This window comes from Streptomyces paradoxus, assembly GCF_014202475.1.
Taxonomy (GTDB): domain Bacteria; phylum Actinomycetota; class Actinomycetes; order Streptomycetales; family Streptomycetaceae; genus Streptomyces; species Streptomyces paradoxus.
Window position 1 is genome coordinate 324,476 of the sequence record NZ_JACHGV010000001.1, and the last position, 16,204, is coordinate 340,679.

General features: G+C 71.4%; 14 protein-coding genes and 1 riboswitch. Of the genes, 3 read left to right on the forward strand and 11 right to left on the reverse strand.

Annotation, left to right across the window (positions count from 1 at the left end; all coding sequences use genetic code 11):
• Window positions 1–180: 180 nt before the first annotated feature.
• On the reverse strand, window positions 181–1,446 hold the full coding sequence (locus HNR57_RS01500) for an MBL fold metallo-hydrolase (RefSeq protein WP_184554721.1): 1,266 nt from the start codon (window positions 1,444–1,446) through the stop codon (window positions 181–183).
• Between the two features lie 127 nt (window positions 1,447–1,573).
• On the opposite strand from HNR57_RS01500, the gene HNR57_RS01505 reads away from it, so the two are divergent.
• Together HNR57_RS01505 and HNR57_RS01510 are read left to right on the forward strand one after the other, a co-directional pair.
• Window positions 1,574–2,752: a Glu/Leu/Phe/Val dehydrogenase dimerization domain-containing protein gene (locus tag HNR57_RS01505; protein ID WP_184554724.1), complete on the forward strand. Its 1,179-nt coding sequence runs from the start codon at window positions 1,574–1,576 to the stop codon at window positions 2,750–2,752.
• 96 nt (window positions 2,753–2,848) lie between these two features.
• Window positions 2,849–3,463 (forward strand): TetR/AcrR family transcriptional regulator, encoded by a 615-nt coding sequence (locus HNR57_RS01510; protein ID WP_184554727.1) that lies wholly within the window; start codon window positions 2,849–2,851, stop codon window positions 3,461–3,463.
• Window positions 3,464–3,535: 72 nt separating this feature from the next.
• Here the strand turns inward: HNR57_RS01510 and HNR57_RS01515 are convergent, their stop codons facing one another.
• The 4 genes from HNR57_RS01515 to HNR57_RS01530 form a co-directional block, all read right to left on the reverse strand.
• Window positions 3,536–4,321, reverse strand: coding sequence for an SGNH/GDSL hydrolase family protein (locus tag HNR57_RS01515; RefSeq protein ID WP_184554730.1), 786 nt, complete (start codon window positions 4,319–4,321; stop codon window positions 3,536–3,538).
• A gap of 145 nt (window positions 4,322–4,466) precedes the next feature.
• Entirely contained in the window at window positions 4,467–5,183 is a 717-nt protein-coding gene (locus HNR57_RS01520; RefSeq protein WP_184554733.1) for a DUF6250 domain-containing protein, read from the reverse strand.
• A gap of 194 nt (window positions 5,184–5,377) precedes the next feature.
• A complete protein-coding gene (locus HNR57_RS01525) occupies window positions 5,378–6,307 on the reverse strand; it encodes a M23 family metallopeptidase (protein WP_184554736.1) in 930 nt (309 codons plus the stop codon).
• Between the two features lie 4 nt (window positions 6,308–6,311).
• Window positions 6,312–6,473: riboswitch (cyclic di-AMP (ydaO/yuaA leader) on the reverse strand.
• Between the two features lie 309 nt (window positions 6,474–6,782).
• A complete protein-coding gene (locus HNR57_RS01530) occupies window positions 6,783–8,858 on the reverse strand; it encodes an alpha-galactosidase (protein WP_184556483.1) in 2,076 nt (691 codons plus the stop codon).
• 179 nt (window positions 8,859–9,037) lie between these two features.
• Here HNR57_RS01530 and HNR57_RS01535 point away from each other — a divergent pair, with 179 nt between their 5' ends.
• Entirely contained in the window at window positions 9,038–9,835 is a 798-nt protein-coding gene (locus HNR57_RS01535) for a tyrosine-protein phosphatase (RefSeq protein WP_184554739.1), read from the forward strand.
• Window positions 9,836–9,851: 16 nt separating this feature from the next.
• Here the strand turns inward: HNR57_RS01535 and HNR57_RS01540 are convergent, their stop codons facing one another.
• The 6 genes from HNR57_RS01540 to hpnH all read right to left on the reverse strand — a co-directional run bounded on the left by HNR57_RS01540 (window position 9,852) and on the right by hpnH (window position 16,199).
• Complete coding sequence (locus tag HNR57_RS01540) at window positions 9,852–9,971, reverse strand: DUF6126 family protein (RefSeq protein ID WP_184554742.1); 120 nt, start codon at window positions 9,969–9,971, stop codon at window positions 9,852–9,854.
• A complete protein-coding gene (locus tag HNR57_RS01545) occupies window positions 9,968–10,612 on the reverse strand; it encodes a helix-turn-helix domain-containing protein (RefSeq protein WP_184554745.1) in 645 nt (214 codons plus the stop codon). The genes HNR57_RS01540 and HNR57_RS01545 overlap by 4 nt, the downstream gene beginning before the upstream one ends.
• Window positions 10,613–10,678: 66 nt before the next feature.
• The gene (locus tag HNR57_RS01550) at window positions 10,679–12,094 is read right to left on the reverse strand and encodes an aspartate aminotransferase family protein (protein ID WP_184554748.1); all 1,416 of its coding nucleotides are present in this window, start codon (window positions 12,092–12,094) and stop codon (window positions 10,679–10,681) included.
• A complete protein-coding gene (gene dxs, locus HNR57_RS01555) occupies window positions 12,091–13,986 on the reverse strand; it encodes a 1-deoxy-D-xylulose-5-phosphate synthase (protein WP_184554751.1) in 1,896 nt (631 codons plus the stop codon). The genes HNR57_RS01550 and dxs overlap by 4 nt, the downstream gene beginning before the upstream one ends.
• Before the next feature lie 28 nt (window positions 13,987–14,014).
• Window positions 14,015–15,172: a flavodoxin-dependent (E)-4-hydroxy-3-methylbut-2-enyl-diphosphate synthase gene (gene ispG, locus HNR57_RS01560; protein ID WP_184554756.1), complete on the reverse strand. Its 1,158-nt coding sequence runs from the start codon at window positions 15,170–15,172 to the stop codon at window positions 14,015–14,017.
• 4 nt (window positions 15,173–15,176) lie between these two features.
• On the reverse strand, window positions 15,177–16,199 hold the full coding sequence (gene hpnH / locus HNR57_RS01565; RefSeq protein WP_184554759.1) for an adenosyl-hopene transferase HpnH: 1,023 nt from the start codon (window positions 16,197–16,199) through the stop codon (window positions 15,177–15,179).
• Window positions 16,200–16,204: the final 5 nt, after the last annotated feature.

Here is a 16,204-nt window from a genome sequence, read left to right on the forward strand (position 1 = left end):
CGGTGAGCGTCCCGCTCTGGTATGAGGCCTCGCACGACAGACCGATAACACCTCAGTACATCCGGCCATGAACGGAGCGAGTTCGATCCGACCTGGTCAGAAGTGGTCACACAGAGACGGCGGGGGCCGGGGAGCCTTTCGCTCCCCGGCCCCCGCCGTTGGCCTGAGGTACGCCCCGGGTCAGCCCGCCGGGAGCGTCTCGGGGTCCTCGGTGCCCTTGCCGGCCCGACGGACGTCGTCACTCACCGTGTCGGCCTGGGCCACGGCTGCCGCGTCCGACGCGGTCTTGATACCGGCTCCGGTGAGGGCCTGCGCGGCCGCGCTGCCGCCCGCCGATGCGAGCGCCACCCCACGCCACCACGGCTCGGACGGGACGTTCTCCGCCGAGGGCTCGAAGGGCTCGCCGGGCCGGGGCAGGGCGACGGCGGCGCCCACCGCGCGGGCGGCCGCGAGTGTCCCCTCGCCGGGGTCCGCCCACGGGTGCGTCGCCAGGTTGAAGGTGGCCCAGTGGATCGGCAGCATCGGACCGTGCTCCGGTCCGCCCTGGAGGTCGAGGTGGGCGCGCATGCCCTCCTCGGGCGTCATGTGGATGTCGGGCCAGAAGTCGGAGTACGCGCCGATCTGGATCATCGTTGTGTCGAACGGCCCGTGCTCGGCGCCGATCTCCTTGAAGCCGTCGAAGTAGCCGGTGTCGCCGCTGTGGTAGATCCGGTGCTCCTCACCGGCGACGACCCAGGAGGCCCACAGGGTGTGCTGGGTGTTGCGCAGCCCTCGGCCGCAGAAGTGCCGGGCCGGGGTGGCGGTGAGGCCGAGCCCGCCGATCTTCGTGGTCTCGTGCCAGTCCAGCTCGCGCAGCCGGCCGGCGGACACACCCCAGTGCTCCAGGTGCGCGCCGACGCCGAGGGGCACGGCGAACAGCGTGTCGGTGCCCGCGAGCGCCTTGATGGTGGGCATGTCCAGATGGTCGTAGTGGTCGTGCGAGATGACCACGACGTCGACCGGGCCGAGCGCCGCCAGCTGCACGGGCACGGGGTGCAGCCGCTTCGGCCCGGCGAAGGAGAAGGGGGAGCAGCGCTCCCCCCACACCGGGTCGAACAGCACGCGTCGGCCGTCGATCTCCGCGAGGACGCTGGAATGCCCCATCCAGGTCAGCCGGAGTCCGGTGGCCGGGGGCCTCGCTATGTCGGCGAGGGTGGTGGAGTGCACCGGAACGGTGCCCTTGGGGGTGCGGCGGGGCCGGGTGTCCTTGTCGAAGAAGACCTTCGCGAAGTCCAGGGCCGAGCCCGAGGGCCGGGTCCGCGCGGGGCCGCCGGGGTTCTGGAAGACCCCGTCCTTGAAATGGGGCGATCTGCGGATGCGCGCCATGCGCTCACCACTCGGGTCCGCGCCGAACGCCCCGGGCCGCAGCGCACGGAGCCCGGAGCTGAGGGTACGGAAACCGGCCACGGTACCTCCAGGTGGAGTCGGTCAGGCTATCCATTATGGTCGGCCCCTCCGGTAACACCGGGCCCCAGGGGCCTCACGGGAGTGAATACTGACCGGTGATTCAGTATCCCGGCGCGAAGGAGCCTGTATGGCCACCCCCCTGCTGTCCCTGACCTGGACCGATCACCTCACGGGACGGCAGGGCTTCCTGGTCGTCGACCGGCTGGTGCGCGGGGTCGCCAGCGGCGGTCTGCGGATGCGCGCGGGCTGCACCCTGGAGGAGGTCACCGGCCTGGCCCGCGGCATGACCGTCAAGGAGGCCCTGCACTACGACCCCGCGAGCCGCTACGTCCCGCTCGGCGGCGCCAAGGGCGGCATCGACTGCGACCCTCGGGATCCCGGGGCGTACCCGCTGCTGGTGCGGTACCTGCGCGCGATGCGGCCGTACATAGAGAGCTGCTGGACGACGGGTGAGGACCTGGGCCTCACCCAGGACCTGGTGGACCGGGCCGCCGCCGAGGCGGGTCTTGTCTCCTCGATCCAGGCCGTCTACCCGCTGCTGGACGACGAGGCCGGGGCCCGGCGGCGCCTGCGGGACGCGTTCGCGGTGGAGGTCGACGGCGTCGGCCTGGACGAGCTGGTCGGCGGCTGCGGGGTGGCCGAGGCGGCCCTGGCCGCCCTGGACCGGGCCGGTGTGCCGTACGCGGGGACACGGGTCGCCCTTCAGGGTCTCGGCACCATGGGCGGGGCCACCGCTCGCTTCCTCGCCCGCGCGGGGCTCACGGTCGTGGCCGTCGCCGACCTCAAGGGCACGATCGCCAACCGGGCGGGCCTCGACGTCGAGTCACTGCTCGCCGCCCGGGACGCCCACGGCACGGTGGACCGCTCCGCGTTGCGTCCCGGCGACCGCGAACTGCCCGGCGACGCCTGGCTGTCGGCCGACGCGGAGGTGCTGGTGCCGGCGGCCGTGTCGTACGCGATCGACGCCGGGAACCAGGAGCGCATCACCGCCCGCTGGGTGGTGGAGGCGGCCAACATGCCCGTACGGCCGGAGGCGGAGCTGCTGCTGGCCGCGCGCGGGGTGAGCGTGCTGCCGGACGTCGTGGTCAACTCGGGGACGAACGCCTGGTGGTGGTGGACGCTGTTCGGGGACATCGGCGCCGACGCGGAGGAGGCGTTCGCGTACACCCGCCGCTCGATGCGGGCCCTGGTCGAGCGGATGCTGGCCCGCGCGCAGACCGACGGGACGACCCCGCGGGCCGCCGCCCACGCCCTCGCGGCGGACCGGCTGCCGGTGATCGCGGAGCGGTTCGGCTGGTTCCGGTGAGCCGCCCGCCGTCGTGCGAGGCTGCCGTCGCGGGCCGTGCCGGAGAGGCCGGAACACCCCGTCGAGGGGCCGTACGCCCGTGGGTAGGGTGACGGCGTGACGAGAGTCCGGTTGAGTGTGGCCCAGCGGCGTGGGGACCTGCTGCGGGCGGCCATCGAGCAGATCGAGGCGAGGGGTGTGGCGGCGGTCAGGATCGCCGACGTGGCCTCGGCGCTCGGCGTGAGCAACGCCCTGGTCCTCTACCACTTCTCTTCGAAGGAGCAACTGGTCGCCGCCGCGTTCCGGCACGCGGCGGAGGGCGACCTGGCGCATCTGCGCAAGCTGCTCGGCCGCCGCTCACCGGCGCTGCGCCGGCTGCGGTCGGCCGTACGGTGGTACGCCCCGACCGGGCAGGCCAAGGGCTGGCGGCTGTGGATCGAGGGCTGGGCGGCGGCGCTGCGCGATCCCGCGCTGCGGGAGGTCGCCCAGGACCTCGACCGGCAGTGGAAGGCCGCCCTCGCCGAGGTCATCGCGGAGGGTGTGGCCGCCGGCGAGTTCCGCTGCCCGGACCCGGCCGGCACGGCCCTCCGCCTCACCGCCCTCCTCGACGGCCTCGCCGTCCAGCTGACCTCCTACGCCGGCGCGGTGCCGCGAGCGCGGGCCCAGGAGTGGGTGGAGGAGGCGCTGACCCGCGAGTTGGGCCTGGCCCGTGAAGAGCGGCTGACGCATTAGAAGCCATGGCTGCGACGCCTGCGGGCCGCGCCGGATTCCGGCCGGCGTGGCCCGCAGGCGCAGGAGCCGTCGTCACGCCACCGACGCGATCCGCATCCTGATGTCGTCCGGCGACAGCGCCCCCTTGGCCGTCACGTGGTCGCCCGACGACTCCCCGCGCAGCCGGCGCCCGATCCACGGCACCAGGAACTCGCGCGCCCAGGCGACGTTGTCCCGCCGCACGTCGAAAGCGCCGCGCGGGGGCAGCGCGGGCCACGCCTGCTCGGGGTCGGCCGGGACGTCGAGGCCGAGCACCTGGCCGGCTCGGAGCGCCACGCGGGTGTGCCCCTCGGGCGACAGGTGCAGCCGGTCGGCGTCCCAGGCCCGGCGGTCCTGCACACTGCGCAGGGACCACAGGTCGAGCACCGGGCAGCCGTACCGGTCGGCGATGGCCCGGACGTGTCCGTTGTACGTGGCGATCTTGCCGCGCAGGTGCTTGAGCACGGGCACGCCCCGGGTGTCGAAGCCGGTCGTCACCATGACCGTGCCGGACACGGCGGTGAGCTGGGCCAGGGCCCGCTCGAAGCGCTCGGCCACCTCGTCGGGGTCGGTGCCGGGCCGGATGATGTCGTTGCCCCCGGCACAGAAGGAGACGAGGTCCGGGGCCAAGTCGACGGCCCGGGGAACCTGGTCCGCCACGATCTGGTCGAGGAGCTTTCCGCGTACGGCGAGATTGGCGTACCGGAAGTCGCCCTCGGGCCTGCGGTCGGCGAGCAGGACGGCGAACCGGTCGGCCCAGCCGACGAACGACCCGTCGGGCCCGGGATCGCCGACGCCCTCGGTGAAGCTGTCCCCCACCGCCACGTACGACCCGATCACTACTCTGCTGTCACTCTTCGAATCGTCTGCCACAGCAGCTCATGATTCACCTTCGAATGTGACCTACGCGACCGTAGGAAAGGGTTGACGGGCGGTGAGATAAGCCACTCCCAAAGTGTTCGCAAACTCCGGAATACGCTGCTTGTCAGGGATGTTTCGGGGTGAGCCGCCAGACCTGGAATCCACTGATCCGGAAATGGCTCCACACGGTCCGGAAGGCGAAGTGGCCGCCCGTGTAGGGCTGCGGGTCGGTGTGGTCGAAGACGAGCCGCCCGTTGTTCCACCATCGGACGATCGAGCCGTCGGAGACGATCCGGACCCGGTTGGGCTCGTTCGGGACCAGCAGCGGCTCGGTGTAGTCGAACACGAGGGGGCGGACGCCGGGCTCGCCGACGTAACGGCGCAGCCGGGTCGTGGTGTTGTAGTTGGCCCCGTAGCCCGCATAGTACGTCGTGAGGTGGTCGTACTCGTCCAGGGCGCCGCCGCGCGCGGTCGCGAAGAGGTCGTCCGGGGAGCGTACGTCGGTCGCGTTCCAGAAGTTGTTGAGGTCCGAAACCCGGTCGTTGGGGCCGCCCCCGGAGACGGGGGTCGCGGTGTACTCCAGGACGTACGGCCCTTCGAGCCGCTGCCTGAACCACACGGTCGCGCCGCTCGGTACGTCGATCTCCAGGACGCCGCGGGAGGCGGTGACGGTGCCGCCGTCCTGGAGTTCGGTGACCCACTGCCCGAGGCCGTGGCAGAAGTCGTCGCGGGCGACGAGGCGGCGGTGGCGGGGCGCGGCGTGCGCGGCGGCCGTGGGGGCGAGGGCCGCCAGGGCGGCTCCGGCGGCCAGTGCTCCGAACGCTCTGCGGGTGGTCGGCACGGGACACAGCTCCTCGGGATCCGCCGGGAAGGCTCTGGAAAGCGCTTGCACTCCGGACGGGATCACTCTGTCCCAACTGCCGCCGCCTGTCGATCCCTTGAGGCGGTCAGGGGCGTGCGCACACACCGAAGGCCGGACCCGGGGATCGGGGTCCGGCCTTCGGCCGCGTGTCAGGCAGGTGGTCGTGCGTCCGGTCAGCCGACGGAGACGCCGTGCGAGCGCAGGAAGGCGACCGGGTCCACGTCCGAGCCGTAGTCCGGCGTGGTGCGGATCTCGAAGTGCAGGTGCGGTCCGGTCACGTTGCCGGTCGCGCCCGACAGGCCGACCTGCTGCCCGGCGGTCACGGTCTGGCCGGCCGAGACGGAGAGCTGGGACAGGTGGGCGTACTGGGCGTAGTGGCCGTCGGCGAGCTTGATGACGACCTGGTTGCCGTAGGCGCCGCCCCAGCCGGCGGAGACGACCGTGCCGGCGCCGACGGCCTTGAGGGAGGTGCCGGTCGGGACGACGAAGTCGACACCGGTGTGGTAGCCGCTGGACCACATGCTGCCGGACATGCGGTACGGGGTGCCGACGGTGGCACCGTCCACCGGGAGGGCGTACCCACTGGCGTTGCTCTCGGCGGCGGGCTTGGCGGCGGCCGGCTTCGCGGCGGTCCCGGCCTTCGGGGCCGACTCGGCGGCGGACGACTTCGCGGCCGAGGGCTTCGGGGCGGAGGCCTTCGGCGCGGACGGGGCCGAGGACTTCGGCGCGCTCGCGGCCTTCTTGCCGATCGACAGCTTCAGGCCCGGGTGGATCAGCGACGGGTCGGAGCCGACGGCGTCACGGTTGTCCGCGTAGAGCTTCTTCCAGCCGCCGCTGACATTCTGGACGTCGGCGATCTTCGCGAGGTAGTCGCCGGCCTTCACGGTGTACGTGCGGGGGCCATTGGCCTTTGCGGCGGCCTTCTTCTCCGCGGCCGGAGCGGACTGGACGGCCTTTTCCGGAGCCGACTCCGGGGTGGCGGCGTGGGCGCCGGCGGCCCCCATGAGCGGCAGCGCGAGAGCGGCTCCGCCGGTTCCGGCGACGGCGATGGAGCGGGTGAAACGCTGGGTCTTGGGACGGCGGTGCTTACCCTTCGCGGGCATGGCGAATTCCTCTCCGTCGCCTGCGAGGTGAGCTGTCGGGTGCGGGCTGGAGATGCCCGGCCGCGCCGGGGCGCGGCTTAACCCCAAGCCGTTCCGGGAACCGGAACAGGCGTCTTACCTGTGGGTCCCCCGCTCCTGCCGTACGTCGGGTCAGTGTGTGCGGGATCCGGTCGGCGGCAGGATTAGGCGTCCGTCCGGATTGGTGTGGAACGTAAGCGACCAGGACGCAAACGGACAAGCTTGCGGTTGCCCGTGACGGTGTTTTCCTTGACGCGCCGCCACATGTGCGGTCACCGAGCGTGGATTACCGATCTCCCGCTTTCCTCAACCGCCCTGAATAACGCCGGAATTACGTGAACATGGCGACAACACATCGTCACGAATATGACGATGGTCACGCACCCCGACCTCATCTCCTTTACGATCGGGGCACGTTATGCCTAAGCGGCTTAAGCGCCTTATTCGGACAGAACGGCTACTTCCGCTTAAGGCGGACGACCTTGGCGTCCAGATCTCCCCGCAGAGCGACCCGCAGTCCGTGGTGAAGCAACACGGCCCCGCGGTGAATTTCGCCCGTTTCAAGGCATTCGTACGATGCTGTCGGGTCGAGGCCGCGCAACCGGAGGGCCGGTACCGGCTCGCCGTAACGCTGCGCCTGGAGCCAGGCGAGGACGACGGTCTCGTCGCCGAGGACGTACTGCACCGCACTCAGTCCGCCCTCCGGGGGACGCAGCCGGTACTGGTCGCCGCGCTGCACCACGGGCCGGATCTCCTTGTAGAGCGCCACCCACTCCCGCGCCTCGGCGAGCTCCTCCCGTGTCCACCGCGTGAGGTCGCCGCCGACCCCCAGCACCCCGGCCATGGCGCTGACGAACCGGAACCGCAGGGAGCTGGCCCGCTGGTTGAGCATGGCGTTCGGACTGTCGGTGACCCACGCGGCCATGACCCGGGCCGGATGGATCTGGCTGAAGCCGTGCTGGATGGCGAGCCGGTCGAGCGGGTCGGTGTTGTCGGACGTCCACACCTGGTCCGTGCGGCTCAGCACGCCGAGGTCGATCCGCCCGCCGCCGCCCGAGCAGGACTCGAAGGCGACGCCCGGGTGGGCGGCCCGCAGCCGGTCCAGCAGGGCGTACAGGCCGTGCACGTGGTCGACCCACAGCCGCTGCGGGTAGGGGTCCTCCGGCCATCCGGCGTCGGTGAAGCAGCGGTTGAAGTCCCACTTGACGTAGTCGACCGGCGCGCCGGCGAGGAGCCCGTCGAGCTGCTCCCACAGGTACTCCCGGACGTCCTCGCGGGCGAGGTTGAGTACGAGCTGATTGCGGAACTCCGTCCGCTTTCGTCCCGGTTGGTACTGCACCCAGTCGGGGTGCGCGCGGTACAGGTCGCTGTCCGGGTTGACCATCTCGGGCTCGACCCAGATCCCGAACTGCATGCCGAGGCCGTGCACGTGGTCGGCGAGCGGCTTCAGCCCGCCCGGGAAGCGGTCGGGGTTCGGGGTCCAGTCACCGAGCCCGGCCCGGTCGCTGGTGCGCGCCCCGAACCAGCCGTCGTCGACCACGAACAGCTCGACGCCCATGGCGGCGGCCCGCTCGGCGAGCGCACGCTGCTGCTCCTCGGAGATGTCGAACTCGGTGGCCTCCCAGGAGTTGAACAGCACCGGCCGGTCCCGGCCCGCGTCCGGGATCACATGGGCCCGCTGGTAGGCGTGCCAGGCGCGGCTCGCCCCGCCGAATCCGCCGTCGCTCCAGAGCCCGGCGAAGACCGGGGTCGTGTACGACTCCCCCGTGCCCAGCGTCAGCAGGCCCGAGTCGTCGTGGCCGGCGCCGCCGGTGATCTGCACGCGTGCGTCCGGGAGCTGGGCCACGGCGATGCGCCAGGACCCGGACCAGCCCAGGGCGCAGCCGTAGACCTCGCCGCGCTCCTCGGTGGCGTCGGTGTCCAGGGCGACCCACGGCAGGTGCTGGTGGGAGGTGTGGCCGCGGCGGCTGCCGATGACCTTCTCGCCGTGGGTGAGGCCGGAGCGCGTCAGCCGGGACTCCGCGCCCCAGCGGCCGTGCAGCTGGGACAGCCGCCAGGCGTCGCGGTCGGGCAGGGTCCAGGTCGCGGAGTCGGCGCGCAGCAGCTCGACGGCCGGCCCCCGGTTGTCCAGGGTCACCCAGCGCTCGACGACGTCCGTCGAGGAGGGCATCCGGTAGTGCAGCGTGACGGCCAGGCCGCCGTCGCGGAACCGGAGGCGCAGTTCGCCGTCCGCGGCGTCGTGCCCCTCGAAGACCCACTCGGTGCCGCGCCGCCCGGCCGTACGCACGGACAGGGCCGGGCGGACGAAACGGGGACCGCCCTCGACCGGGTACTCCTCGCGCCCGTCGAGCGGGGACTCGAAAGGCCAGTAGTCCGGCAGCGGCCGGAGGGCGAGAGCCTCGGCGTCGGCGAGGCCGATCCGGGGGCCCCAGTGCAGGTGCAGCAGCTCATCCCGGCCGGTGACATGGACGGCGTAGCTGCTGGCCGGCCCGGAGAGCACCCACGTACGACCGTCTTCGGAGATCTCCAGCATCATGCCCTCACAGTTTCGAACAAGCCCGACCAGGTGCGACCAGGCGGCAACATCATCAAGGGCTGCGGGGGCTCCGGGCAACGCCTGTGGACAACTCATTGCCTCAGGCAGGCATGTCGTATCGTCGAGTGACGCCCGTCGACGAGCCGCGCCGGCGGCGCCGAAGGGGAGGAGCCCTCGTGACACAGCAGGTCCCGTCGACCGAGCCCGAGCTGGCCGGAGTGCGCAACTTCCGTGACGTGGGCGGGCTTCCGACGGTGGACGGACGGCGGGTGCGCCCGGGCGTGCTGTTCCGCAGCGGCCACCTCGCCCACGCGACCGGGGAGGACGCCGCCTTCCTGACCACGCTGGGCCTGCACACGATCTTCGACTTCCGCAATGCGGCCGACCAGAAGCTCGAAGGGCCGGACGTCGCGCTGCCGGGCGTGCGCAATGTGAACCTGCCGCTGAGCGACCCCGCCGACGGCGCCGAGTTCTGGAAGATGGTCCGCGACGGCGACCTGGACCAGCTGCGGGCGATCCTCTCCGACGGCAAGGGCGCGAACCGGATGATCGCCTCGTACCGCATGATCATCAAGGACCGTACGGGTGAGCACTCCCAGGTGCTGCACGCGCTCGCCGAGGACAGCGTCCCCGCACTGATGCACTGCGCGGCGGGCAAGGACCGCGCGGGTCTGTCCGTCGCGGTGACCCTCCTCGCGGTGGGCGTCGAGCGCGAGGCGATCGTCGACGACTACCTGAAGTCGAACGCCAAGCACCGCCGCTACAAGGTGCACCGCAGCAGTTCCGCCGCCTCGGCCTACTCCCCCGAGGTCATGGAACTGCTCAGCCCCCTCTTCGACGCGCGCGCCGAGTACCTGACGGCGGCCTTCGACACCATCGAGGAGACCTGGGGCGGCGTCGACACCTACCTGGAGAAGGGGCTGAAGCTGGCCCCGGAGACCCGGGAGCGGCTGCGCGAGCGGCTCCTCGACTGAGCAGCCCGGGCGGGCGCTACTTCGCCCCGACCTCGAACAGCAGGTAGATGAACGCGGCGAAGATGTGGCCGGCGATGAGGTAGACGAACAGCCTCACCCACAGGGCGCGGGGGAACTTCTCCTCCATGTCCTTCACGACAGGTCTCCAGGGGTGGGGCCCAGGCACAGGGCGGCCGTGGGGCTCTGCAGCAGGGTGTGGACGAAGAGCAGCTCGACGCCGTCGTGGTCCTCGGCGGCGATCCGGTGCGGGGTGAGCGAGTCGAAGTGGGCGCTGTCGCCGGCCGCCAGCCGGTGCGTGGTGTCCCCGAGCCGCAGCCGCAGCCGGCCGCGCAGCACGTGGAGCCACTCCTCGCCGGGGTGGACGCGCACGATGTCGCCCTGGGAGCCGTGGGGGACGTGGACGCGCAGGGCCTGCATCCCGCGGCCGGGGGCACCGGCCTGCCAGTAGGTCCAGCCGCCCGCCGCGGTGGGTTCCATGTCCGCCGCGCGGATGACGGAGTCCCGTTCGGCGACGGTCTCGCCGAGCAGTTCGGAAACCGTCGTACCGTAGACGCGGGCGAGCGCGAGCAGCATCGGCAGCGAGGGCTGGCGCTGGCCGGTCTCCAGCCGTGAGAGGTGGGCGGGCGACAGCCCGGCCGCGCGGGCCGCGGCCTCCAGCGTCAGGGAGGCCTGGCGCCGCAGCGCCCGCAGCTGGGGCGCGACGGCGGGCAGCGCACCGGTCGCCGGTTCGGCCGGCGAGGCGGCCCCGGAGGGCCGCTCGGTCTCGGAGGAGCTCATGCCTCCATTCAGCCGGAGCCTTGCCTCGGCGGCAAATTTCTTGCCTCCCAGGCAAAAGCTCCCGGGTCAGCGGTTGGCCACCGCCTGCTTGACGAGCGTCTTGCCGAAGTCCCACACCAGCCCGCCGTTGTGCGCGTCGTCCATCACGGCCGTGAAGGCGTCGACGAACCGGTCCACCTCCCGCTCGCCGATGATCAGCGGCGGAATCAGCTTGATCACCTCCATGTGGTCGCCGGAGACCTGCGTGAGGATCCGGTGCCGCTGGAGCAGCGGCACGACGACCATCTGCGCGAAGAGTCCCTTGCGAGCGGCCTGGAGCATCGCCCAGCGGCTGCGCAGCTTCAGCGACCGGGGCCGGCCGAACTCGATGCCGATCATCAGGCCCCGGCCGCGGACCTCGGCGAGCATCTCGTACCGGTCCGTGAGCGCGGCCAGCCGGGATCTGAGCCGCTCCCCGGTGGCCCGGACGTTCGCGACGACCTGCTCGTTCTCCATCACCGACAGCACCGCCAGGCCCGCCGCCATGGCCTGGGCGTTGCCCCCGAAGCTCGCCGAGTGGACCAGCACCCGGTCCATGGACGAGTAGACCTTCTTGAAGATCCAGTCCTTGCCGATCGTGGCGCCCACCGGCACATAGCCGCCGGAGAGCGCCTTGGCGACGCACACCAGGTCCGGCTCCACGCCGTCCTCGTGCTGGTAGGCGTAGAAGTCGCCGGTCCGGCCGAGTCCGGTCTGCACCTCGTCGGCGATGAGCAGGGCCTTGTGCCGGTGCAGCAGCTCCTGCGCGGCCCGCAGCCAGCCGGGCGGGCCCGTGAGGACGCCCTTGCCCTGGATCGGCTCGACGATCAGGGCGGCGACGTCACCCTTCCTCAGCTCCCTCTCCAGCGCATCGAGGTCGCCCGGCGGTACGGCCGTGTCGGGCAGCAGCGGGGCGAAGCCGTCACGGAAGCCGGACTCGCCGTTCACCGAGAGGGAGCCGGTGGTCAGGCCGTGGAAGGCGTGGGCGCAGTAGAGGACCCTGGGCCTGCCGGTGACGAACCGGGCGAACTTCAGGGCGCCCTCGACGGCCTCGGTGCCGCTGTTGCCGAAGAACACCCGGTCCAGGTGGGGGCTGTGCGCGAGCAGCTTCTCGGCCAGCAGACCGGGCAGCGGCTGGCAGTCGAACCGGGTGAGGTCGGCCAGACCGGCGTCCACCACGTCGTGCAGCGCCTTGCGCACCACGGGATGGTGGCGGCCCAGCCCCATCACCCCGAACCCGGCGAGCATGTCCAGGTAGTCGTTGCCGTCCGCGTCGTAGAAGTAGGCGCCTTCGGCGCGCTCGTAGACCTTGTCGAAGCCGATGGTGTGCAGCATGCGCGGGAGCTGGTGGTTGAGGTGGCGGGTGTGCAGCTCGTAGCGCTCGGCTCCGCGCTCGGCCAGCAGCTTGCCGAGGTCGAACTCCCCGGCCTGCGACGACTCCGACGCGGACTCGGCGGTTGTCATTCCTGTGGCTCCTTGGACAGCTCTTCCTTGACGGCCAGGCTCGCGCTGATCCGTCCGGCGACCTCGACGGGTGTCAGGCCGATGTCGGCGAGCACCTCGTCGCGCTTGGCGTGCGCGAGGAACTGCTCGGGGATGCCGAACCGCCGTACCGGCACGTCGACGTCGGCGTCGCCCAGGGCCAGCGCCACGGCCGAACCGACCCCGGCCGCACGGCTGTTGTCCTCGACGACCGCCACCAGGCGGTGCTCGGCGGCGAGGCCCGGCAGTGCCGGGTCGACGGGCTTGACCCAGCGCGGGTCGACGACGGTGCAGCCGATGCCGCGCGCTTCGAGCAGCTCGGCGGCCTGGAGGCAGACCGGTGCCATCACGCCGACGGCCACCAGGAGAACCCGGGGCGCGGAGGAACGGTGCAGCACGTCCAGCCCGCCCACCCGGTCCACCGCCGGGATCGACGGGCCGACGGACTCCTTCGGGAACCGCAGCAGCGTCGGCGCGTCGTCGACGACGACCGCCTCCCGCAGCTGGGCGCGCAGCTGGTCGGCGTCCCGTGGCGCGGCGATCCTGAGCCCGGGCACGACCTGGAGGACGGACATGTCCCACATGCCGTTGTGGGAGGCCCCGTCGACACCGGTGACCCCGGCCCGGTCCAGCACGAAGGTGACCCCGCAGCGGTGCAGGGCCACGTCCATGAGCAGCTGGTCGAAGGCGCGGTTGAGGAAGGTGGCGTAGACGGCGACGACCGGGTGCAGCCCGCCCGTCGCCAGGCCCGCCGCGGACACGGCCGCGTGCTGCTCGGCGATGCCGACGTCCCACACGCGGTCCGGGAACCGCTCGGCGAAGGCGCCGAGACCGACCGGATGCAGCATGGCGGCGGTGATCGCCACCACGTCCCGGCGCTCCTCCCCGATCCGGACGATCTCCTCGCCGAACACCGAGGTCCAGGAGGGGCCACCCGACGGGGACAGCGGCGCGCAGGTCAGCGGGTCCATGACGCCGACGGTGTGGAAGTGGTCCTCCTCGTGGGCGAGGGCGGGCTCGTAGCCGCGGCCCTTCTCCGTGAGGCAGTGCACCAGCACCGGCCCGTGGAAGCGCTTCGCGCGCCGCAGCGCGGATTCCACGGCCCCGGTGTCGTGCCCGTCGATCGGCCCCACGTACTTCAGCCCCAGGTCCTCGAACAGGCCCTGCGGCGCGAACGCGTCCTTGAAGCCCTTCTTCGCGCCGTGCAGGGCCTCGTAGAGGGTGTTGCCGACCAGGGGCGTGCCCTGGAGCACGTCCTTGCCCCAGGCCAGGACCCGCTCGTAGCCGTCGGTGGTGCGCAGCGTGGCGAGGTGGTTGGCGAGGCCGCCGATGGTGGGGGCGTAGGAGCGTTCGTTGTCGTTGACGACGATGATCAGCGGCCGGTCCTTGGCGGCGGCGATGTTGTTCAAGGCCTCCCAGGCCATGCCGCCGGTGAGCGCCCCGTCGCCGATGACCGCGACGACGTGGCCCTTCTCACCCTGCACCTGGCGGGCCTTGGCGAGCCCGTCGGCCCAGCCGAGGGCCGTGGAGGCGTGGCTGTTCTCGATGACGTCGTGCTCGGACTCCTCGCGCGAGGGGTAGCCGGACAGGCCGCCCTTGCCGCGCAGCTTGGAGAAGTCCTGGCGCCCGGTCAGCAGCTTGTGGACGTAGGACTGGTGGCCGGTGTCCCACAGGATGCGGTCGGCCGGCGACTCGAAGACCCGGTGCAGGGCGATGGTCAGTTCCACCACGCCCAGGTTGGGTCCCAGATGGCCGCCGGTCCTGGCGACCGCGTGGACCAGGAACTCGCGGATCTCTTCGGACAGTTCCCCCAGTTCCGCCCCGGTCAGCGCCTTCAGGTCGCGTGGTCCCCGGATGCTCTCCAGAATCGTCACGTCGGGCCCCCTTCGGATTCCGTGCTGCTCAGCTCACGGTGACGGCCGGCTCCCCCGGCCCGACGCCGTCCTGCTCCATCTGCTCGGCGATCTTCATCGCCTCTTCGATCAGCGTCTCGACGATCTTGGATTCGGGGACGGTCTTGATGACCTGGCCCTTGACGAAGATCTGCCCCTTGCCGTTGCCGGAGGCCACTCCGAGATCGGCCTCCCGCGCCTCGCCGGGCCCGTTGACCACACACCCCATGACGGCGACCCGCAGCGGCACCTCCATGCCGTCGAGCCCGGCCGTGACCTCCTCGGCCAGCTTGTAGACGTCGACCTGGGCGCGCCCGCACGAGGGGCACGACACGATCTCCAGCCGGCGCTCCTTGAGCCCGAGGGACTGGAGGATCTGGATGCCGACCTTGACCTCCTCGGCCGGGGGCGCGGACAGCGACACCCGGATCGTGTCGCCGATGCCCCGGGACAGCAGCGCCCCGAACGCCACCGCCGACTTGATCGTGCCCTGGAAGGCCGGCCCCGCCTCCGTCACGCCGAGGTGCAGCGGGTAGTCGCACTGTTCGGCCAGCTGGCGGTACGCCTCGATCATGACGACCGGGTCGTTGTGCTTGACGGAGATCTTGATGTCCCGGAAGCCGTGCTCCTCGAAGAGGGACGCCTCCCACAGGGCCGACTCGACGAGGGCCTCGGGGGTCGCCTTGCCGTACTTCTGGAGCAGGCGCCGGTCGAGGGAGCCGGCGTTCACCCCGATCCGGATCGGCGTGCCGTGGTCCTGCGCCGCCTGGGCGATCTCCTTGACCCGGTCGTCGAACTGCTTGATGTTGCCAGGGTTGACGCGGACCGCCGCGCAGCCGGCCTCGATGGCCGCGAACACGTACTTCGGCTGGAAGTGGATGTCCGCGATCACCGGGATCTGCGACTTGCGGGCGATGGTCGCCAGCGCGTCCGCGTCGTCCTGCGTGGGACAGGCGACCCGGACGATCTGGCAGCCGGACGCGGTGAGCTCCGCGATCTGCTGCAGGGTGGCGCCGACGTCGGAGGTCCGGGTCGTCGTCATGGACTGCACCGAGACCGGGGCCCCGCCCCCGACCGCCACCGGACCGACCTGGATCCGGCGCGACGCGCGCCGCTCGGCGATCGGCCGGAGCGGCACCTCGGGGACGCCCAGCTCAATGGCGGTCATGGCCTCACTCCCGATTTCCGGAGACCGTCTCGCGCATGGCGCGCAGGGACTCCTTCAGCGATCCCATGGTGGCGAGGACGGCGGTGGGCTCGTACCCGCAGTGCGCCATGCAGTTGGCGCAGCGCGGGTCCTTGCCGCGGCCGTACTTGTCCCAGTCGGTGTCCTCGACCAGCTCCCGGTACGTCGGCACGTACCCGTCGCTCATCAGGTAGCAGGGGCGCTGCCAGCCGAAGAGCGAGTAGTTCGGGATCGCCCACGCGGTGCACGGGAAGTCGACCTTGCCCTCCAGGAAGTCCAGGAAGAGCGGGGAGTGGTTGAGCCGCCAGCGCCGCCGGTTGCCGCCCGAGAAGGCCTTCTTGAACAGCTCCCGGGTCTGCTCCACTCCCAGGAAGTGCTCCTGGTCGGGGGCCTTCTCGTAGGCGTAGGCGGGCGAGATCATCATCTCGTCGACCTTCAGGTCGTCGTTGAGGAAGTTCAGCACCTCGATGATGGTCTGCGGGGTGTCGGTGTTGAAGAAGGTCGAATTGGTGGTGACCCGGAAGCCGCGCCGCTTGGCCTCCTTGATCGCCTCGACGGCCTCGTCGAAGACGCCCTCCTTGGCCACCGACTCGTCGTGCCGCTCGCGCAGCCCGTCGATGTGCACCGCGAACGCGAAGTAGGGCGACGGCGTGAACTTGTCCATCTTCTTGCGCAGCAGCATGGCGTTGGTGCAGAGGAAGACGTACTTCCGCTTGGCCACCAGCTGACGCACGATCTCGTCGATCTGCGGGTGCATCAGCGGCTCGCCGCCGGCGATGGACACCATTGGGGCACCGGACTCCATGACCGCCCCCACGGCCTGGGCGACGGGCATCCGCTGTTTCAGCACCCCGGCCGGATGCTGGATCTTGCCGCACCCCTCGCATTTGAGATTGCAGGCGAACAGCGGCTCCAGCTCCACGATCAGCGGAAACTTGTCCCGCCGGCGCAGCTTCTGTTCAGCCAAGTATGTAGCGACCTTGATGGACTGTCGGAGCGGCATGGCCATCTGGC